The organism is Luteimonas sp. A537 (assembly GCF_054052065.1).
This window is the reverse complement of sequence record NZ_JBSVRH010000003.1, coordinates 207,667-230,713: the sequence shown is the minus strand read 5'-3', so window position 1 is coordinate 230,713 and position 23,047 is coordinate 207,667. Positions and strand designations below refer to the sequence as shown.

General features: G+C 72.0%; 24 protein-coding genes and 1 pseudogene. 12 read left to right on the top strand and 13 right to left on the bottom strand.

Annotation, left to right across the window (positions count from 1 at the left end):
* Positions 1–7: 7 nt before the first annotated feature.
* The 5 genes from ACW7GZ_RS08680 to ACW7GZ_RS08660 are packed head-to-tail and all read left to right on the top strand — an operon-like array spanning position 8 to position 5,763.
* Entirely contained in the window at positions 8–1,204 is a 1,197-nt protein-coding gene (locus tag ACW7GZ_RS08680) for a beta-ketoacyl-[acyl-carrier-protein] synthase family protein (protein ID WP_457008811.1), read from the top strand.
* Complete coding sequence (locus ACW7GZ_RS08675; RefSeq protein WP_457008809.1) at positions 1,201–2,010, top strand: beta-ketoacyl synthase chain length factor; 810 nt, start codon at positions 1,201–1,203, stop codon at positions 2,008–2,010. Before ACW7GZ_RS08680 ends, ACW7GZ_RS08675 begins: the two co-directional genes overlap by 4 nt.
* Entirely contained in the window at positions 2,003–2,842 is an 840-nt protein-coding gene (locus ACW7GZ_RS08670; protein ID WP_457004344.1) for a glycosyltransferase family 2 protein, read from the top strand. The genes ACW7GZ_RS08675 and ACW7GZ_RS08670 overlap by 8 nt, the downstream gene beginning before the upstream one ends.
* Positions 2,842–4,461: an NAD(P)/FAD-dependent oxidoreductase gene (locus ACW7GZ_RS08665; RefSeq protein ID WP_457008807.1), complete on the top strand. Its 1,620-nt coding sequence runs from the start codon at positions 2,842–2,844 to the stop codon at positions 4,459–4,461. Before ACW7GZ_RS08670 ends, ACW7GZ_RS08665 begins: the two co-directional genes overlap by 1 nt.
* Before the next feature lie 18 nt (positions 4,462–4,479).
* Positions 4,480–5,763: a cation:proton antiporter gene (locus ACW7GZ_RS08660; RefSeq protein WP_457004340.1), complete on the top strand. Its 1,284-nt coding sequence runs from the start codon at positions 4,480–4,482 to the stop codon at positions 5,761–5,763.
* A 9-nt stretch (positions 5,764–5,772) separates the two neighbouring features.
* On the opposite strand, the gene ACW7GZ_RS08655 is transcribed toward ACW7GZ_RS08660, so the two are convergent.
* The 10 genes and pseudogenes from ACW7GZ_RS08655 to ACW7GZ_RS08610 form a co-directional block, all read right to left on the bottom strand.
* Positions 5,773–6,258, bottom strand: a complete 486-nt coding sequence (locus tag ACW7GZ_RS08655; RefSeq protein ID WP_457008805.1) for a hypothetical protein — start codon at positions 6,256–6,258, stop codon at positions 5,773–5,775.
* 88 nt (positions 6,259–6,346) lie between these two features.
* Positions 6,347–7,114, bottom strand: a complete 768-nt coding sequence (gene fabG, locus ACW7GZ_RS08650) for a 3-oxoacyl-ACP reductase FabG (protein WP_457008803.1) — start codon at positions 7,112–7,114, stop codon at positions 6,347–6,349.
* A gap of 7 nt (positions 7,115–7,121) precedes the next feature.
* On the bottom strand, positions 7,122–7,568 hold the full coding sequence (locus tag ACW7GZ_RS08645) for a phosphotransferase (protein WP_457008801.1): 447 nt from the start codon (positions 7,566–7,568) through the stop codon (positions 7,122–7,124).
* A complete protein-coding gene (locus ACW7GZ_RS08640) occupies positions 7,565–9,859 on the bottom strand; it encodes an MMPL family transporter (protein ID WP_457009145.1) in 2,295 nt (764 codons plus the stop codon). Before ACW7GZ_RS08640 ends, ACW7GZ_RS08645 begins: the two co-directional genes overlap by 4 nt.
* A 109-nt stretch (positions 9,860–9,968) precedes the next feature.
* Positions 9,969–10,589 carry a LolA-related protein gene (locus ACW7GZ_RS08635; RefSeq protein ID WP_457009143.1) on the bottom strand — a complete coding sequence of 207 codons (621 nt, stop codon included), beginning with the start codon at positions 10,587–10,589 and terminating at the stop codon, positions 9,969–9,971.
* A gap of 130 nt (positions 10,590–10,719) precedes the next feature.
* Positions 10,720–11,607, bottom strand: a pseudogene (locus ACW7GZ_RS08630) (LpxL/LpxP family acyltransferase); the annotation flags it as partial.
* On the bottom strand, positions 11,604–11,882 hold the full coding sequence (locus ACW7GZ_RS08625; RefSeq protein ID WP_457004331.1) for a hypothetical protein: 279 nt from the start codon (positions 11,880–11,882) through the stop codon (positions 11,604–11,606). The pseudogene ACW7GZ_RS08630 and the gene ACW7GZ_RS08625, both read right to left, overlap by 4 nt.
* An 18-nt stretch (positions 11,883–11,900) precedes the next feature.
* Entirely contained in the window at positions 11,901–12,677 is a 777-nt protein-coding gene (locus ACW7GZ_RS08620; protein ID WP_457004329.1) for a lysophospholipid acyltransferase family protein, read from the bottom strand.
* A gap of 38 nt (positions 12,678–12,715) precedes the next feature.
* Complete coding sequence (locus ACW7GZ_RS08615; RefSeq protein WP_457008799.1) at positions 12,716–13,399, bottom strand: ketosynthase; 684 nt, start codon at positions 13,397–13,399, stop codon at positions 12,716–12,718.
* 22 nt (positions 13,400–13,421) lie between these two features.
* Positions 13,422–13,688 (bottom strand): phosphopantetheine-binding protein, encoded by a 267-nt coding sequence (locus ACW7GZ_RS08610; protein WP_343255523.1) that lies wholly within the window; start codon positions 13,686–13,688, stop codon positions 13,422–13,424.
* A gap of 139 nt (positions 13,689–13,827) precedes the next feature.
* On the opposite strand from ACW7GZ_RS08610, the gene ACW7GZ_RS08605 reads away from it, so the two are divergent.
* The 5 genes from ACW7GZ_RS08605 (at position 13,828) to aroE (ending at position 19,034) form a co-directional block, all read left to right on the top strand.
* Positions 13,828–14,811: a chorismate transformation enzyme, FkbO/Hyg5 family gene (locus ACW7GZ_RS08605; protein WP_457004326.1), complete on the top strand. Its 984-nt coding sequence runs from the start codon at positions 13,828–13,830 to the stop codon at positions 14,809–14,811.
* 193 nt (positions 14,812–15,004) lie between these two features.
* On the top strand, positions 15,005–15,439 hold the full coding sequence (locus ACW7GZ_RS08600; RefSeq protein ID WP_457008797.1) for a post-PEP-CTERM-1 domain-containing protein: 435 nt from the start codon (positions 15,005–15,007) through the stop codon (positions 15,437–15,439).
* A complete protein-coding gene (locus tag ACW7GZ_RS08595; RefSeq protein WP_457008796.1) occupies positions 15,432–17,036 on the top strand; it encodes a PA domain-containing protein in 1,605 nt (534 codons plus the stop codon). Before ACW7GZ_RS08600 ends, ACW7GZ_RS08595 begins: the two co-directional genes overlap by 8 nt.
* Before the next feature lie 101 nt (positions 17,037–17,137).
* Positions 17,138–18,127 carry a porphobilinogen synthase gene (gene hemB / locus ACW7GZ_RS08590; protein WP_457008794.1) on the top strand — a complete coding sequence of 330 codons (990 nt, stop codon included), beginning with the start codon at positions 17,138–17,140 and terminating at the stop codon, positions 18,125–18,127.
* A 67-nt stretch (positions 18,128–18,194) separates the two neighbouring features.
* The gene (aroE, locus tag ACW7GZ_RS08585; RefSeq protein WP_457008792.1) at positions 18,195–19,034 is read left to right on the top strand and encodes a shikimate dehydrogenase; all 840 of its coding nucleotides are present in this window, start codon (positions 18,195–18,197) and stop codon (positions 19,032–19,034) included.
* 84 nt (positions 19,035–19,118) lie between these two features.
* On the opposite strand, the gene ACW7GZ_RS08580 is transcribed toward aroE, so the two are convergent.
* Positions 19,119–19,664, bottom strand: coding sequence for a gamma carbonic anhydrase family protein (locus tag ACW7GZ_RS08580; protein WP_457008790.1), 546 nt, complete (start codon positions 19,662–19,664; stop codon positions 19,119–19,121).
* An 84-nt stretch (positions 19,665–19,748) separates the two neighbouring features.
* On the opposite strand from ACW7GZ_RS08580, the gene xth reads away from it, so the two are divergent.
* Entirely contained in the window at positions 19,749–20,528 is a 780-nt protein-coding gene (xth, locus tag ACW7GZ_RS08575) for an exodeoxyribonuclease III (protein WP_457008788.1), read from the top strand.
* A gap of 82 nt (positions 20,529–20,610) precedes the next feature.
* On the opposite strand, the gene ACW7GZ_RS08570 is transcribed toward xth, so the two are convergent.
* Both ACW7GZ_RS08570 and ACW7GZ_RS08565 read right to left on the bottom strand, forming a co-directional pair.
* A complete protein-coding gene (locus tag ACW7GZ_RS08570) occupies positions 20,611–20,868 on the bottom strand; it encodes a GlsB/YeaQ/YmgE family stress response membrane protein (RefSeq protein WP_457004312.1) in 258 nt (85 codons plus the stop codon).
* A gap of 88 nt (positions 20,869–20,956) precedes the next feature.
* Positions 20,957–22,336, bottom strand: coding sequence for an AMP-binding protein (locus tag ACW7GZ_RS08565; RefSeq protein WP_457008786.1), 1,380 nt, complete (start codon positions 22,334–22,336; stop codon positions 20,957–20,959).
* Positions 22,337–22,451: 115 nt separating this feature from the next.
* Between ACW7GZ_RS08565 and ACW7GZ_RS08560 the strand changes: the two genes are divergently transcribed.
* Complete coding sequence (locus ACW7GZ_RS08560; RefSeq protein WP_457004309.1) at positions 22,452–23,045, top strand: 4'-phosphopantetheinyl transferase family protein; 594 nt, start codon at positions 22,452–22,454, stop codon at positions 23,043–23,045.
* Positions 23,046–23,047 lie beyond the last annotated feature (2 nt).

Here is a 23,047-nt window from a genome sequence, read left to right as displayed (position 1 = left end):
TTCCCCCATGCCGGCCCTGGCGATCACCGCCTACACCGCCACCACCGCGCTCGGTCGCGGCCGCGCGTCGCAGCTCGCCGCGCTCCGCTCGCGCCGCGGCGGACTGCGAAGCAACGACTTCGGGCCCGATCCGCTGGCGGCCTGGATCGGGCGCGTGGACGGACTGGAGGAGGCCGCGCTGCCGGACGGGCTCGCGCAGTGGGACTGCCGCAACAACCGCCTGGCGTGGATGGCGCTGCAGCAGGACGGGCTGATGGATGCCATCGCCAGCGCCCGCCGGCGCCACGGCGCCGAACGCGTGGCCGTGGCCATCGGCACCTCCACGTCGAGCATCGGCGCCAGCGAGGAGGCCTACGCACGCCTCGAGCACGACGCCGATGGTGGAACCCGCTTCCCGGCCGACTTGGCGCGGCCGATCGTGCACACGCCGCACTCGCTGGGCGATTTCGTGCGGGCGGCCACCGGTCTGCGCGGACCCTGCGTCACCGTGGCCACGGCCTGTTCGTCCAGCGCCAAGGTGTTCGCGCAGGCGGCCCGCCTGGTCCACGCCGGCCTGGTCGACGCGGCCCTGGTCGGCGGCGTCGACACCCTGTGCGGCAGCGTGCTGTTCGGCTTCAACTCGCTGGGGCTGGTCTCGGCCACTCCGTGCCGCCCCTTCGACCGCGACCGCGACGGCCTCTCGCTTGGCGAGGCCGGCGGCTTCGCATTGCTGGAGCGCGCCGTGCCCGGCGGCGACGCGCCGCGACTCTGCGGCTACGGCGAGTCCAGCGACGCGCACCACATGTCGGCGCCCCATCCCGAAGGCCTCGGCGCGCGCCTGGCCATGCGCGATGCGCTCGCACGCGCCGGGATCGATGCGGGCGATGTCGGCTACCTCAACCTGCACGGCACGTCGACCCCGGCCAACGACACCATCGAAGCCGCGGCGGTCGCGGCGATGTTCCCGGCCACCCTGCACGCCAGTTCGACCAAGGGCTGGACCGGGCACACCCTGGGCGCGGCGGGAATCGTCGAATCGGTGTTCGCCCTGCTCGCGCTGGAGCACGGCCTGCTGCCCGGCATCCTGCACAGCGAGACGCCGGACCCGGCCTGCGGCCCGCAGATCCGCTTCGACAACGCGGAGGACGCGGATATCCGCTACGCCATGAACAACTCCTTCGGCTTTGGCGGCAACAACGCCGCGCTGGTGTTCGGACGCGCATGAAGAAGCTCAACACGCTGATCGCACGCATCGAAGGCATCGGCTTCTGGGCCGACGGCCTGCCGTCCTGGCAGGACGCGGTGGACCACGCACGGACCGGGACCCCCGCCACCGGCAGCGGCAAGCCGTCGCCGCGCATGCTGGCGCCCAACGAGCGCCGTCGCGCGCCGCCAACCGTGGCGGTGGCCCTGGACGTGGCGCTTGCCGCCTGCGAAGCCGCGGGCCGCGACCCGGCGTCACTGCCATCGGTGTTCGCCTCCACCCACGGCGACCTCGCGATCACCGACTACATGTGCGCGACGCTGGCCGACGACCCGCGCGCGATCTCGCCGACGAAATTCCACAACTCCGTGCACAACGCCGCCGCCGGCTACTGGACCATCGGTGCCGGCTGCCTGCGCCCGGCGACCGCGCTGAGCGCGCACCGCGCGAGCTTCGCCCAGGGCCTGCTGGAAGCGCTGGTCCAGCTCGCCTGCGGCGACGATGCGGTGCTCCTGGCCGCGTACGACGCCGCCGGCGCCGGTCCGCTGGGGGCGATGGCGCAAAGCACCGGCCTGCTGGGCGGCGCCTTCGTGCTGGCCGCCGGCCCGCACCACGGCATCGACCGGGAAGGCGGCGGCATCCGCCTGCGCGCCACCCTGATCGACGGCGACGCGCCCGCGGGCCAGGGCGCCCTGGCCCGCCACGGCGGAGCCAACGCCATGGCGCCGATGCTGCCGCTGTTCGACGCGCTGGCCTCCGGCGGCGATCTCGCGCTGCTGCACGCCGGGCACGGCCGCACGCTGCGGGTGGAGCTTGCCCATGGCTGAGTCCCTCCCGCTGCGCCGCGAAGACACCGCGGTGGTCATCCCCGCGCTCAACGAGGCGCTGCGCATCCGCGACGTGGTCGAAGGCGCGCTGGCGCAGGCGCAGACGGTGATCGTGATCGACGACGGCTCGGACGACGACACCGTCGCGCGCATCGCCGACCTGCCCGTCCGCGTGGTCCGGCACCCACGGCGCATGGGCAAGGGCGCGGCGCTGCGCAGCGGCTTTGCCGAGGCCGCGCGCCTGGGCGCGCGCGCGGTGGTCACCATGGACGGCGACGGCCAGCACGACGCCGCGGACATCCCGCGCCTGCTGGCCGCCGCGAACCGCCACCCGGGCTGCGTGATCGTGGGCGCCCGCCTGCGCAAGCGGGCCTCGCAGCCGCCGCACCGGCGCCTGGGCAACGACTTCGGCGACTGGGGCATCAGCTGGGCCTGCGGGTTCCGCGTGGTCGACAGCCAGAGCGGCCAGCGCCTGTACCCGCGCGACGTGTTCACGCTCAGCGACGTGGCCGGAGAAGGCTTCGCGTTCGAGGCGCAGATGCTGATCTCGGCCGCCCGCGAGGCCGGTGCCGGCGTCGTCGCGGTACCGATCGAGACCCGCTATGCCTGCGCCGACGTCCCGGTCGAGTTCCGCAAGAGCCACTTCCGCCTGTTCCGCGACCTCTGGGCGATCACCTCGCACGTGGTGGCCCAGATCTGGCGACACGGCGATGTCATGACCGGATACGCGCGCGCACGCCGGCACCCGCCGGTCATCGACGACTGCAGCGGGGCGTCCGCGCCCGGCGAGGCCGGCGGCGGCACCGCACAGGCCGACGGAGGCCAGTACTGATGGACGAAGCGAATCGCGTCGACGTCGCGATCCTCGGCGGCGGGCTGGCCGGACTGACGCTGGCGCTGCAGCTGCGGCAGGCGGACCCGGCGCTCTCGATCGCAGTGCTCGAGCGGCGCGCGCATCCGGCGCCCGAAGCCGCGTTCAAGGTCGGCGAATCCACGGTCGAGATCGGCGCCCACTACTTCGCCCAGGTGCTTGGCCTGCGCGAGCACCTCGACCGGGAGCAGATCCGCAAGTTCGGCTTCCGCTTCTTCTTCTCCGACGGCCGCGGCGACGTCGACCGCTGCACCGAGATCGGCGTCAGCCAGCGGCTGCCGACGCCGTCCTGGCAGATCGATCGCGGCCGCTTCGAGAACATGCTCGGCGAGCGCGCGCGGACGATGGGCATCGGGTTCCGCGCCGGCGTGGTGGTGCGCGGCGTCGAATTCGGCGAGGGCGACGACGACCATCGCATCGCCTGGTCGCGCGACGGCGCCGAGGGCAGCCTGGCCGCGCGCTGGGTGGTCGACGCCAGCGGCCGCGCCGGCCTGCTCAAGCGCCAGCTGGGCCTGGCCGAGGCCAACGGCCACGATGCCAACGCTGCCTGGTGGCGGGTCGAAGGCATCCTCGATCCCAACGACTGGTCCGCGGACGAGGCCTGGCGCACCCGCTGCACGCCGCCCGACCGCTGGCGCTCGACCAACCACATGTGCGGCACCGGCTACTGGTTCTGGATGATCCCGCTGGCTTCGGGGGCGCACTCGCTCGGCATCGTCTGCGACGCCGGGATGCATCCGCTGGAGGGCATGAACAGCCACGACAAGGCCATGGAGTGGCTGCGCAGGCACCAGCCGCGCGTGGCCAATGCACTCGAAGGACACGCGGTGAAGGACTTCCGCTTCCTGCGCGGCTTCTCGCACGGCTGCCGCCGGCTGTACGGCGATCGCTGGGCGCTGACCGGGGAGGCGGGCCTGTTCCTGGATCCCTTCTATTCACCGGGAAGCGACTTCATCGCGATCGCGAACACCCAGATCTGCGACCTGGTCGCGCGCGACCGCGCGGGCGGGCCGTTCGCCCAGTACGCAGCGGTGCACGAACGCCTGTACTTCTCCTTCTACGAAAACACCCTGACGCTCTACCGGGGCCAGTACGCGCTGTTCGGCGATGAGCGCGTATTGCCGGTCAAGGTGATCTGGGACTACACCTTCTACTGGGCGCTGCTTGCGCCCGCGTTCTTCACCGGGCGCATCACCGACATCGGCATGTACGTGCGCCTGCAGCCTTTGTTCGAACGCGCCAGCGCGCTCAACGCCGCGATGCAGCCGCTGCTGCGCGAATGGGGCGAACGCAATGCGGCCGCCGGGGCAGCGCCGGCGGGGACCGGGCGCTCGCTCGACCAGCACGGGATCCAGTGGTTCCACGAACTCAACCGCGCGCTGCGCGACCCGCTCGACGACGCTGCCTTCGATGCGCGCATCGCCGAAAACGTCGGTCGCATGGAAGCGCTGGCCACCGAGGTCCTGGCCCGCGTGCGCGACATGCATCCCGCGATCGGCGACCACGGCCTCGACGCGCTGCTGGCCGGGACGGGCGCCCAGCCGGCCTCGCTCGGCGACGCCTGGTACAGCGCGGCCTGAGCCGCTGCGGAGAATCGCATGCACCACAGCCCCCTCCTGCTGCAGCTCGTCATCATCCTGCTCACCGCCCGCGCCTGCGGCCTGCTGCTGCGCCACGTCGGCCAGCCGCCGGTCATCGGCGAGATGGCCGCCGGCCTGCTGCTAGGGCCGATCGTGTTCGGCGCCTGGTTCCCGGAACTCCACGCCGTGGTGTTCGCGCCGGAGTCGCTGCCGGGCCTCGCATCGCTGGCCGAGCTGGGACTCGTACTCTTCATGTTCATCGTCGGCGTCGAGCTGCGCGCTCCAGACGGCGTTCGGGCGCAGCTGAAGTCCGCCGGCCTGGTCGGCGTGGCCAGCGTGCTGGTTCCGATGGCGCTCGGCCTCGCGGTGTCGCCGCTGCTGCATCCCTACGCGCCCGCGGGCGTGGGCCTGCTGCCGTTCGGACTGTTCATGGCCGCGGCGATGTCGATCACCGCCTTCCCGATCCTGGCGCGCATCCTCAAGGAGCGCGGGATGACCCACACCCCCCTGGGACGGCTGGCCCTGGGCGGCGCCGCGATCGCCGACGTGCTGGCCTGGATCATGCTGGCGCTGGTGGTGGCCCTGGTCGGCGCCGGCGACGGCTACGGCGGCTTCATCCGCGCCACCGCGGGCCTTGCGATCGTCGCCGTGATCGTGTTCGTCCTGCTGCGGCCGCTCTATGCCTGGCTGCTGCGCACGCACGCCGCCGACGGCGTGCCTTCGCTGATGGTGCTGGCGGCGCTGCTGATCGGCGCGTTCGCCTGCGGCGCGGCCACCGACCGGCTGGGCGTGCACGCCGTCTTCGGGGCCTTCCTGTTCGGTGCCTGCCTGCCGCGGGACGATCGCCTGCTGAAGTCGCTGATCGAGCGCGTCGAGTACCTCGCGATCGTGGTCCTGATGCCGATCTTCTTCGCCCTTGCCGGGCTGGGCACCACCGCCGACGCATTCAGCGGCGCGGCGCTCGGCGCGATGCTTCTGATCCTGGCGGTGGCGGTCGTGGGCAAGGTCGCCGGCGGTGCGATCGGGGCACGCCTGTCAGGCCACGGCTGGCGCGAGAGCTTCGCGGTGGGTTCGCTGATGAACGCGCGCGCGCTGATGGAGCTGATCGTGATCAAGGTCGGCCTGGACGCGGGGATCATCGGACCGGACCTGTTCACCATGCTGCTGGTGATGGCGATCCTGACCACGGTGATGACCGGGCCGCTGGTGACCCTGTCACTGGGTCGGCGCGCGGCGCCGGCCGTGGTGGCCCCGGACCGCGCGGTGGCCGAGGCGCCCGCGCGGGCACGGCAGCGCGGCTGACGCCGCGGCTCAGTCGACCGGCTGCAGCACCGGCGGCGGCGGCGGCATCTGCTCGGGCGGCGGGTTGGGCAGGTAAATGGCCACGCCGCGGGCGTGCTTCTGCCGCGGACTGATGTTCACGCCGACGCCGCCACTGCTGAAGCTGCGGCTGCCGACGCGACCGGTCCCGGCGCCGACGCTGACCCCGCCGCCGCCGTAGCCGTGGGCCGTGCCCTGGAACAGGATGCCGTTGGCACCCAGCGACGCAGCTTCCTCGCGCAGCTTGCGCATCACCGAGTCGGCCTTGTTCTGCTCGCCGTAGGTGAAGGCGCCACTGGCGGTCTCGAGCAGGGCCACCTCTTCATAGGGGACGCCCGGCGCGCCGTGGTACACGCGCACAAGCGCCGGGTCGATCGGCGCACGCGGCGTGCCGGTGAGGATGTGCGACGAGGCGCAGCCTGCCAGGAGCAACACGGCGCTGGCGGCGGCGATGCGGAACAAGCGGGCGGCGGTCATGGCATCACCTGGGTTGGATGGAGATGGATCATCTTCCCACCCGGGTGAATCCGCTGTCACTGCCGCCGGGATCGGCGTCCGGCCGCCTTCATCCCATGCCGCCGTTGACGCCGATCACCTGGCCGGTGACGTAGGCGGAGGCGTCCGAACACAGGAAGCGCACCACCGCGGCGATCTCGTCCGGCGTCCCGGCGCGACCGGCGGGCACCATCTGCTTCACCACCTCGGGCGGGAAGGCGGCTTCGGCCATGCGCCCTGCGACCACGCCCGGCGCCACCACGTTCACGGTGATGCCGCGGCTGGCCATCTCGCGCGCCAGCGATTTCGAAGCGCCGTGCAGCGCAGCCTTGGCCGCCGCGTAGTTCACCTGGCCCCGATTGCCGAGCACCGCCGCCACGCTCGACACGCTGACGATGCGCCCCCAGCGCGTGCGCGCCATCGGCAGCAGCAGCGGCTGGGTGACGTTGAAGAAGCCATGCAACGACACGTCGATCACTCGCCGCCACTGCTCCACGGACATGCCCGCCATGGGCGCGTCGTCGTGGATGCCGGCGTTGTTGACCACGATCTGCACCAGGCCGGATTCGAGCAGCGCGGCGATGCCAGCGGCCGTGGCCTCGCCATCGGCGACGTCGAAGGCGACGGCTTCGGCGCTGCCGCCGGCGGCGAAGATGTCGGCCACCACCGCTTCGGCGCGCGCGCGGTTGCCGTTGGCGTGGACGATGACGTGGACGCCGTCGGCCGCCAGCTGGCGGCAGATCGCACCGCCGAGGTCGCCGCTGCCGCCGGTGACGAGCGCGCGGCGCGGGGTGGCTTGCGGCGGGGTGGTTTCCGGGGACGTGGCGTTCTGGTTCATGCGGCGATTATCCCGGCATCGACGCCGCATCCGCGAGCACCACCGCCGCGCGGCCTTCGGCGAGCAGCACGCCGGCGTGGTGGATGCGGAACGCGTACTGCTGGCTGGCCTCGCCTTCCATCAGCAGCTCGGCTTCGCCTTCGAGATCACCCGCCAAATCGTCGATCCGCGCCACGTGCAGGTCCACGCCGCGCAGCGCGACCAGCATGCCCGGGCGCACCGCGCCGCCGGAATCGCGCCCGCGCAGGCCGCCGTGCACGGCCATCGCCTGGGCGCCGTATTCGCACAGGTGCACCGCGCGCAGCAGCCCGGCGCTGCGCAGCGGATGCTCCGGGTCGCGGTGGTTGCGGGCGCGCAGCGCGATGCGCGTGGCGTCCCAGGCCGTGACTTCGTCCCACAGGCACATCGCGCCCTGGTGCGGCACCAGCGACAGGATCTCCGCCCGGCTGATCATGTGTCGCCCTCCGCCGCGGGAGCGGCTGCCCCCGCGGGTCCAGGACCGGCGTCGTGGCGGGAGACGAGCAGTGCGAGCACGAAGTTCGAGACCACGCCGATCGCGACCGTGCTTCCGATCGCGCGCAGCACCGGGATCGACGACAGCGCGAGCAGGCTGAACACCAGCGCGGTCATCAGGCTGCAGACCAGCACCGCGTGCAGGGTGCGCAGCTGGTCCTCGCGGCGGTCGCCGGCGTGCTCGAAGAACAGGGCGTAGTCCAGGCCCAGGCCGGCGGCGAGGATCAGCGCCACCAGGTGGAACAGGTTGAGCTCGACGCCCAGGCCGCGCAGCACCGCCAGGATCACCAGGGTGGTCAGCGCCATCGGCAGCAGCACGCGCAGGACCCGTCCCGGGGCGCGCAGTGCGATCCACACCGTGGCCGCCAGCAGCAGTGCGGCCAGCGCCAGCGCGGCGAGCACGCGGCCGCGGTACTCGGCCACCAGCGATTCGGACGCGGCCTTCATGTCCAGCAGCTCGCCGCCGGCATCGGCCGCCGCCTGCGCCACGGCATCGACGTCGTTCAGCCCGCTGAGCGAGACCAGGGCGATCGCGCCGCCGTCGCCGTCGAGCAGGAGCCCCTGGACGGTGCTGGCGAGCGGCGTGCCGGCAAGGTCTCCGGGGCGCAGCGGCGGCGCGCCGCGCGCGCGCTCGACGTCGGCCAGGAAGGGGGCGAAGGCGTCTTCGCGGAAGGGCGTGCCGGCCAGGGCATCGGCAAGCGATGCGCGCAGCGCGGCAGGCGCCGGCAGGCCCTGCTGGCGCGCGCGCTGGGTGGCCGCGGACGGAAGGTAGCGCGCGGCGCTGTCGTAGCCGTCCAGGGCGCCCGCGGCGACCATCGCGTCCAGGCGCGGGTGCAGCGCCTCGGTCGCGGCCAGGGCGGCGTCGGCGTCGGCGCCGCGCAGCACCGCCACGTAGCGGACGTCCGGCGCGCCCAGCTCGGCGCGCAAGCGCGCGTCCAGCGCCATGCCTTCGGCGGGCACCGGGGTCAGCTTCGAAAGGTCGTTCTCCCAGAACGGCCCGCGCGCGCTGGCAAGCACCGCGACGCAGGCCAGCGCCAGCACCAGCAGCGACCAGCGCGGCCGCGGCAGGCGCCCGATGCCGCGCCACAGCGCCTGCAGCACCGGCGAGTCGGCCAGGTCGCGCGGCGCGGGATCGACCAGGGGCGGCAGCCCGAAGCGGGTGGCCAGCGCCGCCGCCGCCAGCGCGGAGATGGTGAACACCGCCAGCTGGCGCAGGCCGTCGACGCCGGAGAACAGGAAGGTGAGGTAGGCGATGCAGGTCGCGACCACGCCGGTCACCAGCGCCGGCCACAGCGCGCGCACGTTGTCGCGCGGGCTGATGCCGGCGCGCTGCTGGCTGAGGAAGTGGATCGGATAGTCCTGGACCACGCCGATCAGGGTGAAGCCGAAGGCGACGGTAATGCCGTGCACGGCCTCGAACACCAGCGCCACCGCGCCCAGCCCGGCCAGCCCCGCGGTGGCCAGCGGCAGCACGCCCAAAAGCGGTGCGCGCCAGCTGCGGTAGGCGACCAGCAACAGCAGGACCAGAGCGATGCTGTCGATGGTGCCGATCCACTGCGCCTCGCGCGCGGTGCGGCCGCCGATCTCGACCGAGAACGCGCCGGGGCCGGTCATGCGCAGCGCAGCGCCGCTGTCGCCCGCCACGTCGGCGAAGCCGGCGTAGACGGCGTCGTAGGCGCGTTGCTGCGCGCTGGGGTCGAAGCCCGCGGCGCCGGTCTGCGCGAGCAGCAGCGCCTCGCGGCCGGCGGCGTCGAACCAGACCCCGTGCAGGCGCTGCGGCGCGGCCTTCGGTTGCCAGGCCTCGGCCAGGACCAGCATCTCCAACGTGGGATCGGCGGGCAGCAGCGGCTCCACGAACGCTGCCATCGGCGAGCCCAGGTCCTGCAGGCGCTCGTCGAGCTGTTCGCCAAGGTAGGCGGCGTCCAGCGGCCGGCCGTCGAAGGTGGGCGAAAGCAGGTAGCGGTACGGACGCAGCGATTCCGGCACGGCGTCCAGGCCGGCGTCGGCGCCGTTGGTGACGAATTCGAAATCGGGACTGGCGGCCAGGGCGTCGGCCAGCGCCTGCGACTGCGCGGCCAGCAGCTCCGGCGGCGCGCCGGAAAGCGACACCAGCAGCAGTCGCGTCCCCGGCCCGTCGCCGAGCTCGTCGACCAGCAGGGCCTGGGCCGGCGTGCGCGGCTCGGGCATGAAGCGGCGCAGGTCGCCGCTGAGTTCAAGGTGCTGGCCGATCATCCAGCCCGCGACCAGCAGCGCCGCCAGCCACAGCAGCGCCAGCGCGGTGCGACGCGCGGAACTCAACGCGCCACCGCGGCGCGACCCGTCGGACCCGGACGCGCGGGACTCATTGCGCCGCAGCGCCGGGGTCGCGGCACAGCGCCTCGTAGGCGGCGCCGTCGCCGGCGGCAATGGCGGCGCGCGCGGCGCCCGCGAGCAGGCTGCGCTGCAGCTCGCCCTCGGCCGGGCGGGTCTCGATGCAGCGCAGCTCGGCGCCGCGGCCGTGCAGGGTGATGTCGCGGACGCTCGCGGCCAGCGCCGCGTCGCGCGGCACCAGCACCAGGGTCCAGTCCTCGCGGCTGCCGCGGGCGCTGATGCGGTAGTCGCGCTGCAGCGCGGCCGCATCGCCGGCCAGCAGCGCGCCGAAGCTGGCCTGCAGGCCGGCAAGCTCGGGCGCGCGCGACAGCGCGAACGTGCGCGGCCTGCGGTCGCCGCGGGCGATGGTCGCCTCGCCGCCGCGGATGGTGGTGGTCTCGGCATAGGGCACGCGGACGTCGCGCACCAGGGTGCTGTCGTCGGGGCGCGCGTATTCGCCCTCGATGCGCAGCGGCGCCTTCAGCATGGGCGAGCCGCGCAGTTCGACGAAGGGCGTGCGCACCGGCGCCGGCCGCGCCAGGCGCTGCAGGATCCAGGCGCTATCGACCGCCGCCGGCTGCGCGGCCGACGGCAGCGCGATCGCCGCCAGCAGCAGTGCCGCCAGCGTCCACGCCGGCGTCCCGGGCGTGCGCTTCCGGGTCGGGGGATTCCCGCGTTCCGGCCCCTTGTCCGTGTTCGTGCGGCATACGGTGTTGCTGGCCTCGGCTGTGTTCAAGGTCACCCCAGAAGTCGTAGAAATTGAACCAGTTGAACGGTGCATCGCGGAGATGATGTTCAAGCCGGGCAGCGTAACGCTGGATAAGCACGGGCAGCGCCGCTGCGCGTTCGCGCCGCGGGATCGCGACGCCGTCGCTGAAATGCTCGAACACGAGATCGTAGCGCCTGCCGCCGCGATAGATGCCGAAGGCCAGCTGCACCGGCACCTGCAGCACCGCGGCCAGCAGCCACGGTGCCATCGGGAACCGGGCTTCGCTGCCGAGGAAGGCTGCGCCGATCGACGCCCCGCCGGGCTGCGTGCGGTCGACCAGCAGCGCCACCAGCGCGCCCTCGGCCGTGGCCTGCTGGATCTCGAACATGATCGCCGGACCGTCCTGGCCGGCGTCGATCACCGAGGCCGCGATATCCGGGTTCAGCGCATCCAGCAGCTGGGTGACCGCCGGGCTGTGGGCCTTGTCCAGCACCACCCGGATCTTCTGCTCCGGCCGCTGCCGGCCAAGCACGCGCAGCACCTCGAAGCTGCCCAGGTGGGAGCCGAACACCAGCACGCCCTGGCCGCGGTCGAGCGCGGCGTGCAGCGACTCCAGGCCGCTGACCCGGATGTCGAAGCGGCGCATGTCGCCGCCAAGCAGGAACACGCGATCAAGGATGGTGGCGGCGAAGGTGTGGATGTGGCGCGCGACATCCGCGAGTGTTGCCGGGCGCCCCAGCACGCGGCCGAGATAGGCACGCGAATCACGCCGCTCCTCGCCGCGGCGAAGAAGGAAGTAGCCCGTGATCGGATACAGCAGCAGCCGCGCCAGCGCGCGGCCGCCACACAGGCTGACCTTGCCCAGCAGCCATACCGCGAGCCGGCCGCCACCCTCGCGACGCTGCTTCCAGCTGCCGTTCATGCCCGCACCACCTCGCCCGAGGCGATCAGCGTGGTTTCGCGCAGCACGCGGAAGCGCCAGCGGGGTGCGTCACCGGCGAGCTCGACGCGCGCGACCTCGCCGGGAAGCAGCGGGCTGGCGAACTTCACCTGCGGCAGGCGCAGTGGGCCCAGCGGCCCGTGCGCGGCTTCGATCGCCGCCAGCACATGGTCGAGGACCACCACGCCCGGCACCAGCGCACGGCCGGGGAAGTGCCCCGGCAGGCAGGGATGATCGTGTGCGACAACGAACTCCATCGGGTCGTGCACGGTGCCTCAGGATGCCTGGCGCAGCAGCGCGACCACCGAGGCGTGGGCCGCTTCGGCCAGCGCCTGGCGGGCCGTCGCGCTGGAGCCGTTGCCTGCGGTCGGCAGCGGCGTGCCGAAACGGACCCGGATCACCCCCGGCCGCGCGCGGAAGCCGTCGGGCGGCAACACCGCGCCGGCACCCTCGATCGCCACCGGCAGCACCTCCACGCCGGCGTCGATCGCCGACTGGAACGCACCGCCCTTGAATGGCGCCACCGCGCCGCAGCGGCTGCGCGTGCCCTCGGGGAACAGGCACAGCGTGTGGCCGTCGCGCAGCAGCGCCGCGGCCTCGCGGCGCAGGCGCGGCCCGGCGCGCGGATTGTCGCGCTCGATGAACAGCATGCCGCAGGCGCGCGCGTACCAGCCCACGAACGGCACCCGGGCCATCTCCTGCTTGAGCAGGAAGCGCAGCGGCACCGGCACCGCGCGGAACAGCGCGCAAACGTCGATGATCGACTGGTGGTTGGACACCAGCAGGCGCGGCTGCGACCAGTCGATGCGCTCGGCGCCTTCCACTTCCAGGCGCGCGGCGGTCCCGGCGAGGAGTACGGGCGCCCAGCAGCGCGCGGCCATGCGCAGCGCCCGGTCGCGGCGGCGGGTAATGAGCAGCGCCAGCAGCGACAGGCTGATCAGGCCTGAGGTCCATGCCAGCATGAAGACGAAGCCCGCTGCGTTGTGGACGCCCCAGGCCAGTCGTTGCAGGGCCGGTTCGGCCACTTCCATGTTGTCGACGCGCTGCTGCATCGGCAAAGCATACCCAAAGGGCGCGGCCAACCCCCTGTTCAGCGCAGGAAATCTCGCCAGAATGCCGGCCCCAGCCCCGCCATCTGCCGGAGGAAGTGGACGAAGCTGCCGTGGTGCCCTGGAAGGCGATGCTTGCGCCAGGCAAACTCGATGGCGGAGAACCCGCCAAGCAGACCATAGTTGAGGATGTTTGCGAACAGCGACCACTGCTCGCGGGTGATGCTGACCGGCGCTGGCAGGCCGAGGCTGGACAGCAGACCGCCGGGTTGGGCGACCATCGCCAACGCCAGGTTGGCCGTGCCCAGCAGCAGCAGGACGCCCGCCCAGGCCGCGGTCAGCCGGCGGCTGTAGGCGAGCAGCCCGGGTGCCAGCGTGTCCGGGGTGCTGCCATCGACGGCGACGACGATGCGCGTGATCAGCGCACCGCGCGGCGACCACAGGCTGCGGGCGAACAGCCACGCGATCACGCCGACGAAGACCACCGGCGCCACCAGCAGCGGCAGCCCGGCGTGGCCCGATCGGTACAGGAGGTGGCAGGCGGCGACCGCCAGCGGCAGCGCGGCCCAGGCCCAGGCGCGGCGCGCGGCCAGGCCCGCGGCAAGCATCATCACCACCAGCGAGAGCAGGGCGGCATACGCGTAGCGGTCATCCAGGGTGGCGCTGGCCAGGTGCGCAAGCACCGCGTAGGCCACCGCCATCGCGACCGCGAGGGCCAGGCCCATGGCCGGCACCGGGCCGCCGGCGTCAGGCGCGGTTGGCTTCGACGTGCGCCGACAGCGCGCGCAGCGAGGCGAAGATCCGGAGATTCTCCTCGCTGTCCGAACGCAGCTGGAAGCCATAGCGCTTGCCCACCGCCAGCGCCAGCTCCAGCGCGTCGATCGAATCCAGTCCCAGGCCGGCGTTGAACAGCGGCGCTTCGGGGTCGATCGAACCGGGCTCGACGTCATCGAGGCTCAATGCTTCGACCAGGAGTTCGGCAAGTTCGCGTTCGGCTGGGGACTGTGTGGACATGCTGCGGCTTCCGTTGCGGCTATCATCTTGCCCCCGATGATCGCATGGCCACGCGCGCCGCGAAATGCACAACCCCGCAGAAGACACACACACCGGCTCCCGGACCACGGTCCGCCGTGACGCCCCCGCAATCGCCGGCATGCCCCGGCTCTCGATCGAGTACGTCGATGCACCGGACCCGTCGCCCCTGCTGGGCTGCGACGACGTGCTGGCGGTTTTCGGCTTCGGTGGCGCGGCGCCGGCCACGCACGATGATCCGCGCTACCTGCGGGTGCCGCTGGAGCCCCACGGCACCACGGGTTTCGAAGTCTGGCGCGGCAGCGCGCCGGTGATCCGCGGCCGTGACGATGGCGTGCGCTGGGCCAGCGATGGCCAGCTGCTGTTCGGCGTGGTCGAGGTTCCGGAGCGCGAGGGCGATATCCAGGGCGCCGCACGGCACGCCTATGCGCGGCTGGCGGCCTTCACCACCGGCAGCCGCACCCCGCACCTGCTGCGCGTGTGGAACTACGTCGACGCGATCACCCTGGGCAGCGGCGACGACGAGCGCTACCGCGCCTTCTGCGTCGGCCGCGCCCACGGGCTGGGCGATTTCGATGTGCGCACGCTGCCGGCGGCCACCGCCATCGGCCGCTGCGACGGCGAGCGCGTGGTGCAGGTGTACTGGCTGGCCTCGGCGGCGCCGGGCACGCCGGTGGAGAATCCGCGCCAGGTCAGCGCCTACCGCTACCCGCGCCAGTACGGCCCGCAGGCGCCAAGCTTCGCGCGCGCGATGCTGCCCCCGGCCGGCAGCGCCATGCCACTGCTGCTGTCGGGCACCGCGGCGGTGGTCGGCCATGCGTCGATGCACGACGGCGAGCTGCTGGCCCAGCTCGAGGAAACCTTCGCCAACTTCGATGCGCTTGTCGGCGCGGCGCGGCGCCACGACCCGTCACTGCCAGCGCGCTTTGGCGCCGGCACGCGGCTCAAGGTCTACGTGCGTGACGCCCACGACCTGCCGCTGGTGGCCGTAGCGCTGGATCGACGCTTCGGCGACGCCGTGCCGCGGCTGCTGCTGCACGCGGCCATCTGCCGCCAGGAACTTGCGGTGGAAATCGATGGCGTGCATGGCGCCCCGGCGGCCTGAGCGCCGGAACGACCATTCGCACCCGTTTTGTTGCAGTGCATGATTGAGTGAAATCCGGACACAGCGCATATTCGGGGCGGGCCACGCGACACGGCCTGCACACCTTCGCATTGACCACGAAGGCACCGTTCGGGGGGAACGGTGGCTCAGGCCACGATTTTCCCGGGTGCCCCGACTCCGAGGATTGACTCCGATGAAACGCACCACCTTGCTGTTGCTGGCCGGCTTGTCCGCCGGCTTCGCCGCGCACGCGGCCGAACCGGCCACTGCCGACGCACCTGCCACCGGCTCCTATGCCGGCGTCACCGTCGCCATCGATCCCGCCACCGGCCGCCTGCGCGCCCCGACCGCAGCCGAACAGGCCGAACTGCGCGCCGCCGCCGTAGCCAACTCGCGCCTGCGCACCGCCGACCGCATGTCGATCGCGAAGCCGGGCCCGAAGACCCGCGCCGAAGCCGAGCGCACGATGAAGCGCCACCGCGACGGCCGCGTCAGCATGCAGGTGTCCGATGACATGATGTCCTACGTGACCGCCACCCAGCTCGAGGACGGTTCGATCGTCATCGGCCACGGCGATGCCAACGGCCATTCCGCACCCGCGACCACCGTGGAGTCCGCCCGTGAATAAGACGATCCTTGCCTGCGCACTCGCGGCCGCCTCGACCTTCGCCATCGGCGCAGCCAGCGCCGCGACCATCATCCCGGTCAACATGAACGCGCCGGGCGTCGGCCTCAACGACCCCACCCCGGCAACGCCGGTGGGCAACAACCCCGGCACCACCGTCGGCGAGCAGCGCCAGATCGCCTACCAGTTCGCCGCCGACCTCTGGGGCGCCGTGCTGGAGAGCGAGGAGGACATCCGCGTCCAGGCCCAGTTCACCGCACTCGCCTGCACCGCCACCGGCGGCGTGCTCGGCTCGGCCGGCGCACGCTTCATCCAGCGCGACTTCGATGGCGCCGTGCCCGGCACCTGGTACGGCGAAGCACTGGCCAACTCGATCACCGGCGTCGACCTGTCGGAGGGCGAGGACGAGATCAGCAGCAACTTCAACGCCAACCTGGGCTCGCCCGGCTGCATGGACACTTCGGGCTGGTACTACGGCCTGGACGGCAACACCCCGGCGGGGATGATCAACTTCCTCGACGTGGTGATGCACGAAATCGGCCACGGCCTGAACTTCCAGGGCTTCTACAGCCTCGCCAGCGGCGCCCCGCAGAGCGGCTACCCGGACATCTATTCGAGCTTCGTGTTCGACAACGTCTCGGGACTGAACTGGATCGACATGACCGACGCCCAGCGCCGGACGGCGGCAATCGGCGGCGGCCTGGCCTGGACCGGTGCCAACGTCACCGCCCAGGTGCCGATGGCGCTGGCATCGAAGATCGCGCTCACCGGCGGTGGCACCGTCAGCGGCGAGTTCCTGTTCGGCACGGCGGAGTTCGGCCCCGAGGCCACTCCGGCCAACTTCAACGGCGAGCTGGTGCTCGTCGATGACGGCAGCGCCGACCCGAGCTTTGGCTGCGAGGCTTCGCCTGCTGGTGCCTATGCCGGCAAGATCGCCGTGGTCGACCGCGGTACCTGCGCGTTCGAGATCAAAGCGAAGATGGCCGAGGATGCCGGTGCGATCGCGGTCGTGGTCGCCAACAACGTCGCCGGCGTGATCCAGATGGCCGAAGACGCCACCGTGAACGCCACCGTGCCCACGCTCAGCGTTTCGCTGGCCGACGCCAACCTGCTGAAGGCCGGCATTCCGGGTGCGACACTGGGCATGGAGCTGGTCGAGGGCAGCTTCGCCGGCACCGACGACTCCGGTCGTGCGCTGATGTACTCGCCGGCCGTTCTGGCCCAGGGTTCCACGTTCTCGCACTTCGACGTCAGCCACTCCCCGAACGCGCTGATGGAGCCGTCGATCAACCAGGACCTGGACTCCAGCGTGCGCCTGGACCTGACCCCGGCCCTGTACGAGGACCTGGGCTGGACGTTGAACGCAGGCAACGCAACCACCAACGGAGGCAGCTGCAACACCGGCGTGCCTGCGGTCGGCCTGGTCGGCCTGGCCGGTGGCGCCAACCTGCAGGCAGCCGATGCGCTGTGCCGCGACACCCACGGCAGCGGCAACGCGGCCTACCGCGGCTGCATCGCACCGTTCGTGGCTCGCCTGCGCGATCTGGGCTTCGTGCCGAGGTCCAAGGCAAGCGCGGTGACGGTCTGCACCAAGCGCTGATCGCTCTGCGGTTTTGAGCATAGGCCGGCGCCCACGGGCGCCGGCCTTCTTTGTTCCCTGCTCCGGACTTCGATCCTGGCAGGCCGGCGTAGAATGGCCGCATGGCCTACCCAGACACCCGCTACCGGCGCATGCGCCGCGACGCATTCTCGCGCCGGCTGATGCGCGAGCACACCCTCACCGTCGACGACCTGATCTATCCCGTGTTCGTGCACGAGCCCGACGGCCGCGCCGTCGTGCCTTCGATGCCCGGCGTTGAGCGCCTTTCGATCGACGAACTGCTGCGCGAAGCGGATCAGGCCTGCGAACTCGGCGTGCCCGCGCTGGCACTGTTCCCGGTCACCGCGCCAGAGGCCAAGTCGCTCGACGCCGCCGCGGCCTGGGACGACCAAGGCCTCTGCCAGCGCGCCGTACGTGCGCTGAAGTCGCGCTTCCCGGAGCTCGGCGTGATCACCGACGTCGCGCTCGATCCCTACACCAGCCATGGCCAGGACGGCATCGTCGACGCCACCGGCTACGTGCAGAACGACATCACCGTCGAGGCGCTGGTGAAACAGGCGCTGTCGCACGCCCGCGCCGGCGCCGACGTGGTCGCGCCCAGCGACATGATGGATGGCCGCATTGGCGCGATCCGCATGGCGCTTGAAGAAGAGGGCCACGTGCATGCGCGGATCCTGGCCTACGCCGCCAAGTACGCCTCGGCTTTCTACGGCCCGTTCCGCGACGCGGTCGGCTCGGCGTCGGCGCTGGGCAAGGCCGACAAGCGCACCTACCAGATGGATCCCGGCAACATCGACGAGGCGCTGCGCGAAGTCGCCGCCGACCTCGACGAGGGCGCCGACATGGTGATGGTGAAGCCGGGCATGCCCTACCTGGACGTGGTGCGCCGGGTGAAGGACGCCTTCGGAGTGCCGACCTTCGCCTACCAGGTCAGCGGCGAGTACGCGATGTTGAAGGCCGCCGCCGCCAACGGCTGGCTGGACGAACGCGAGTGCGTGCTCGAGTCGCTGCTCGGCTTCAAGCGCGCCGGCGCAGACGGCGTGCTGACCTACTTCGCGCTCGACGCCGCGCGCTGGCTGCGCGAAGGCTGAGCCGAGGCGTAGACTCGAACCCATCGGCGGTGCGCCATGTGCCGCCACGGCCACCCGGGAGGCAGTCATGAAGCACTACGCAGTGTTCGGGCATCCGGTCGCGCACTCGCTGTCGCCGCGCATCCACGCCGCCTTCGGCCGCGACGCCGACATCGCCATCGACTACGCCGCCATCGACGCCGACATCGGCGACTTCCGCACGCGCTTGGCGGAATTCGCCGATCGCGGCGGCGCCGGCGCCAACGTCACCCTGCCGCTGAAGCAGGACGCGCTCGCGCTCTGCGCCGACACCACCGAGCGCGCGCGCCGCGCCGGCGCGGTCAACACGCTGGTGCGCAACGGCGAAGACTGGCATGGCGACAACACCGACGGCGAAGGACTGGTTCGCGATCTCACCGGTCGCCACGCACTCGACCTGCGCGCGCGCCGCACACTCCTGATCGGCGCGGGCGGCGCCGCGCGCGGCGTCGCGCCCGCGCTGCTGGACGCCGGCATCGGCGACCTCTACATCGTCAACCGAACGTCGGCCCGCACCGACGCACTGGCCGACCTGCTCGGGCAACCCGGCCGCGTGCATCCGCGGCACATGGCCGACATCGGCACGCTGGGCGAGTTCGAACTGGTGGTCAACGCCACCTCGGCCGCGCGCAGCGGCGGCCTGCCGACCTTGCCGCGCTCGCTGGTCGGCCGGCGCATGGCCGCGGTCGACCTCAACTACGGCGAGGCCGCCGTTCCCTTCCTTGCCTGGGGCCGCGCCAGCGGCGCGTACGCCGTGGTCGACGGCCTGGGCATGCTGGTGGAGCAGGCGGCGCTGTCGTTCGCACGCTGGCACGGCGTGCGGCCGGAGACCGACGAGATCTACGGCGAACTGCGCGCGGAGCATGCGCACCTGGTCACTGCCGACTGACCCCTTGCCGCCTCTTCCGGCTTGCGTGGGAGCGATGCGACACGGCCGTAGTCGCTCCCACAGCCGTGCCAGGACACCACCGGCTCAGCCGGCGGCGAGGTACTCGTCCTTGAGCCGCACGTAGTGCGCGGCGCTGTACAGCAGGCCGTCCACCGCCGCGTCGTCGATCACGCGCACCATCTTCGCGGGGTTGCCGAGCCACAGCTCGCGGCTGCGCACCACCTTGCCCGGCGCCACCAGCGCGCCGGCGCCGACGTAGCCGTGGTCTTCGACCACCACCCCGTCCATCACCGTCGCGCCCATGCCGATCAGGGCACCGTTTCCGATACGGCAGGCGTGCACGATCGCGCCGTGGCCGATGGTGACGTCGTCACCGATGAGGGTGGGATAGCCGTCCATGCGCGAATGCGGGCCGGCGTGGCTGACGTGGACGATGGTGCCGTCCTGCAGGTTGCAGCGCGCGCCGATGCGCACGAAGTTGACGTCTCCGCGGACGACGGTTGTCGGCCAGATGGAACTGTCGTCGCCGATCTCGACGTCACCGATGACGACGGCGGCCGGATCGACGTAGACGCGTTCGCCAAGTTTCGGCAGCGTGCCGCGGTAGGGTCTGATGTTGTTGTTGGCCATGGGCGGATTCTAGCCCGGCCATGATCGCGGCCATGAGCCAGGGCGTGTTTGCCCTGGACGCTACGGACCGACGATCATTGCCGCATGAAAATCGCCAGCTGGAACGTCAACTCCCTCAACGTCCGCCTGCCGCACCTGCAGCAGTGGCTGCAGGCCTTCGCGCCGGACGTGGTCGGCCTGCAGGAGACCAAGCTCGACGACGCGCGTTTCCCGGACGACGCGCTGGCCGCGCTCGGCTACCGCAGCGTGTTCCTGGGCCAGAAGACCTACAACGGCGTCGCCATCCTTGCCCGCGAGCGCGCCATCGCCGACGTGCAATACGGCATTCCCGGCTTCGAGGACGAGCAGAAGCGGGTGATCGCGGCCACCGTCGACGGCGTGCGCATCGTCAACCTCTACGTGGTCAACGGCCAGGACGTGGGCACCGACAAGTACGCCTACAAGCTGCGCTGGCTGGCGGCGGTGCACGCCTGGCTGGCCGACGAGCTGCAGCGGCACCCGAAGATGGTGGTGCTGGGCGACTTCAACATCGCCCCGGACGCGCGCGACGTGCACGACCCGGAGGTATGGAACGACACCCACATCCTGACGTCCACGGCGGAGCGCGCCGCGCTGCAGGCGCTGCTGGACCTCGGCCTGCACGATGCTTTCCGCCTGCACAGCGACGAGGGCGGGATCTTCAGCTGGTGGGACTACCGCCAAGCCGCGTTCCGCCGCGACCTCGGCCTGCGCATCGATTTCACCCTGGTGTCGGATGCGCTGCGGGATGCCGCGGTCGCCTCGGGCATCGACCGCGAACCGCGGACCTGGGAGCGCCCCAGCGACCACGCCCCCGCCTGGGTAGACCTCGCAATCCCCCAGTAGGAGCAGCTATAGCTGCTCCTACTGGAGAACGAGAAAGGCCCGGGAATCCCGGGCCTCCTCGAAACACGTCTGCGGCGGTGTGTCAGCGCACGCTGCCGCGCCGGAACAGGTTGACGATCGCGAGCAGCACGATCGCGCCGATCAGCGCGGTGATCAGGAAGCCGAGCCAACCGCCACCCAGGCCGAGGCCGAGCATGGGCAGCAGCCAGCCGCCCAGGAAGCCGCCGATGATGCCGATGATGATGTTCAGCAGGAGGCCCTGCTGGCCGTCGGTGCGCATGATGATGCTGGCAAGCCAGCCGGCGATGCCGCCGACAATGAGATAGACGATGAAATTCATGGATCCTCCGGATTGGTCCTCGCCGGTACGGCGCAACGCCAGTCTGGGGATTCACTCGTGATGGCGACGTGGGCGTTCGAGCGGCGGCTCATGCCCCCGAAAGCAGGTCCAGCAATGCCTGCCGCGGGAGCTTTCCGGTGTCGTTGCGCGGCAGCTTGTCCACCAGGCGCAGTGGCCGGGGCAGGAACACCGGATCCATTACCTGGCGCAGCGCGTCCCTGATCGCGGCCTCGTCCAGGCCCGGGGCCACCACCGCGGCGGCAAGCCGGGAGACGCCGCAGGCATCGGGCGCGAGCTGCATAAGCGCCGCGTCGCGGACGCCGTCGATCGCGAGCAGGCGATGGGTGAGGTCGCCCAGCGAGGCGCGCTTGCCGGCGATCTCCAGCAGGTCCGACTGCCGCCCGCGCAGCCGGAAGCGGCCGCCGGGCTGGAGTTCGACGATGTCGGCCAGCGCCACAGGTGCGTCCAGGTGCGCCGCATGCACCAGGGTGCCATCGGGCTGCGGCTGCAGCTCAACGTCGGGCAAGAGCGTCCAGGCCTCGTCGATGGCGGTGCGCCGGCGCGCGAGGATGCAGGTTTCGGTGGAGCCGAACAATTCGCGCACCTCGCAGCCGAAGGCGGCTTCCGCGGCCGCGGCCAGCGCCGGCGGCAGCGGCGCGGTGGAGGCGATGATGCCGGCCAGCGGCGGCAGCGCCACGCCGGATTCGACCAGCGCGCGCAGGTGCACCGGCGTGGTCACCAGCAGCGGCGGCAGCGGCGCGGCAGCCAGCGCGGCGGCGATGTCGACCGGGAAGAACGGACGCGCCTGGTGCACCGCCACGCCACCGGCCAGCGGCAGCAGCACCGACATCTCCATGCCGTACATGTGCTGCGGCGGCACGGTCGCCACCACGTGCGCGGTGGCGCCGGCGGGCAGCAGGCCGTCCAGCGCGGCCATGTTCTGCGCGGTGCTGGTGGCAAAGCTGCCCCAGGTCTTGCGATTGGCCTTGGGCGCACCGGTGCTGCCCGAGGTGTAGCCGATGGCGACAGTGGCCGAGTCGGGCAGCCGCGGCATGCCACCGGCCAGGCGCGGCAGGACGTCGGGCAGGCGCAGGTAGTGCGGCAGCGGCGCCATGTCGGCGCAGCCACAGGCATCGGCATCGCCCAGGCAATAGCTGTCGGGGTGCCGGGCGCGGACCTCGTCGATCGCAGCGCGCGTGCGCGAGGGGGGCAACAGTGTCACTTGGCCGCGCACGGCGGCGGCGGCAAACGCGACCAGGAAGCGGTAGCGGTCCTCGCACAGGTTCACGGCGAATGGCTGCTCGGGCAGCAGCGCAGCGACGCCGCGCACTTCGGCAAGGAAATCCTCCAGCGCCACGCTGCCGCCCTGGCCATAGGCGACCGTGCGGCCCGGCGCACCGGCCGCAAGCGGCGACGATGGACCGGTGGCGACGTCCTGCCGTCCGTGGATGGTAATGACTGCCGACATGCGCTGCATTCTCCCGGACGCGCCTGCGCCCCCCTGTGTACGGACTGCCGATTCCCTCCGGCAGAGGCGGTACTTTACGCTGGTGGTCCGCCCCATCCAAAGGAATCCCGCACCGATGCCGCTGTCTGCAGGCCAGGTCCGGCTCGGCCCCGTCCGCTGCGCATGGCGACCCTATCGCCACGGCCAGCCGGCGGAGCCTCTGGTGCGGGACTGGCTGTCCAGCGAGCTCGCCGTCCCCGCCGCCAGCCTGTCGATCAGTCGCAGCGCGCACGGACGCCCGCAGCTGGGCCCGCCACACCAGGACTGGGACGCCAGCTGGAGCCACAGCGGAGTAGGCCTGCTGATGGCGCTGGCGCGCGGCTTTCGCGTGGGCATCGACATCGAGGTGAAGCGGCCGCGGCCCAAGGCCCAGGTCCTGGCCGACCGCTTCTTCGCGCCCGAAGAAGCCGCGGCCCTGGCGGTGATGCCCGATGCGACGCGCGAAGCGGCGTTCGTCCGCCTGTGGTGCGCGAAGGAGGCCGTGCTCAAGGCGCACGGCCAAGGCCTGTCCTTCGGCCTGCACCGGCTGGTGTTCGCGTGCGTGGGCGAGGCCTGGCAGCTGGCCGCCTGCGACCCCGCGCTGGGCGTCCCCGCCGACTGGACCCTGGAAACGTTCCGCCCGGCACCCGACTACCTGGCGACCGTGGCCTGGCGCACGCGCTGGACCTGACG

Bases quoted from the DNA above. Each gene is read 5' to 3' on its own strand.
- ACW7GZ_RS08680 (WP_457008811.1), top strand. From the start codon at position 8: ATGCCGGCCCTGGCGATCACCGCCTACACCGCCACCACCGCGCTCGGT.
- ACW7GZ_RS08675 (WP_457008809.1), top strand. From the start codon at position 1,201: ATGAAGAAGCTCAACACGCTGATCGCACGCATCGAAGGCATCGGCTTC.
- ACW7GZ_RS08670 (WP_457004344.1), top strand. From the start codon at position 2,003: ATGGCTGAGTCCCTCCCGCTGCGCCGCGAAGACACCGCGGTGGTCATC.
- ACW7GZ_RS08665 (WP_457008807.1), top strand. From the start codon at position 2,842: ATGGACGAAGCGAATCGCGTCGACGTCGCGATCCTCGGCGGCGGGCTG.
- ACW7GZ_RS08660 (WP_457004340.1), top strand. From the start codon at position 4,480: ATGCACCACAGCCCCCTCCTGCTGCAGCTCGTCATCATCCTGCTCACC.
- ACW7GZ_RS08655 (WP_457008805.1), bottom strand. From the start codon at position 6,258: ATGACCGCCGCCCGCTTGTTCCGCATCGCCGCCGCCAGCGCCGTGTTG.
- fabG (WP_457008803.1), bottom strand. From the start codon at position 7,114: ATGAACCAGAACGCCACGTCCCCGGAAACCACCCCGCCGCAAGCCACC.
- ACW7GZ_RS08645 (WP_457008801.1), bottom strand. From the start codon at position 7,568: ATGATCAGCCGGGCGGAGATCCTGTCGCTGGTGCCGCACCAGGGCGCG.
- ACW7GZ_RS08640 (WP_457009145.1), bottom strand. From the start codon at position 9,859: ATGATCGGCCAGCACCTTGAACTCAGCGGCGACCTGCGCCGCTTCATG.
- ACW7GZ_RS08625 (WP_457004331.1), bottom strand. From the start codon at position 11,882: ATGGAGTTCGTTGTCGCACACGATCATCCCTGCCTGCCGGGGCACTTC.
- ACW7GZ_RS08620 (WP_457004329.1), bottom strand. From the start codon at position 12,677: ATGCAGCAGCGCGTCGACAACATGGAAGTGGCCGAACCGGCCCTGCAA.
- ACW7GZ_RS08615 (WP_457008799.1), bottom strand. From the start codon at position 13,399: ATGGGCCTGGCCCTCGCGGTCGCGATGGCGGTGGCCTACGCGGTGCTT.
- ACW7GZ_RS08610 (WP_343255523.1), bottom strand. From the start codon at position 13,688: ATGTCCACACAGTCCCCAGCCGAACGCGAACTTGCCGAACTCCTGGTC.
- ACW7GZ_RS08605 (WP_457004326.1), top strand. From the start codon at position 13,828: ATGCCCCGGCTCTCGATCGAGTACGTCGATGCACCGGACCCGTCGCCC.
- ACW7GZ_RS08600 (WP_457008797.1), top strand. From the start codon at position 15,005: ATGAAACGCACCACCTTGCTGTTGCTGGCCGGCTTGTCCGCCGGCTTC.
- hemB (WP_457008794.1), top strand. From the start codon at position 17,138: ATGGCCTACCCAGACACCCGCTACCGGCGCATGCGCCGCGACGCATTC.
- aroE (WP_457008792.1), top strand. From the start codon at position 18,195: ATGAAGCACTACGCAGTGTTCGGGCATCCGGTCGCGCACTCGCTGTCG.
- ACW7GZ_RS08580 (WP_457008790.1), bottom strand. From the start codon at position 19,664: ATGGCCAACAACAACATCAGACCCTACCGCGGCACGCTGCCGAAACTT.
- xth (WP_457008788.1), top strand. From the start codon at position 19,749: ATGAAAATCGCCAGCTGGAACGTCAACTCCCTCAACGTCCGCCTGCCG.
- ACW7GZ_RS08570 (WP_457004312.1), bottom strand. From the start codon at position 20,868: ATGAATTTCATCGTCTATCTCATTGTCGGCGGCATCGCCGGCTGGCTT.
- ACW7GZ_RS08565 (WP_457008786.1), bottom strand. From the start codon at position 22,336: ATGTCGGCAGTCATTACCATCCACGGACGGCAGGACGTCGCCACCGGT.
- ACW7GZ_RS08560 (WP_457004309.1), top strand. From the start codon at position 22,452: ATGCCGCTGTCTGCAGGCCAGGTCCGGCTCGGCCCCGTCCGCTGCGCA.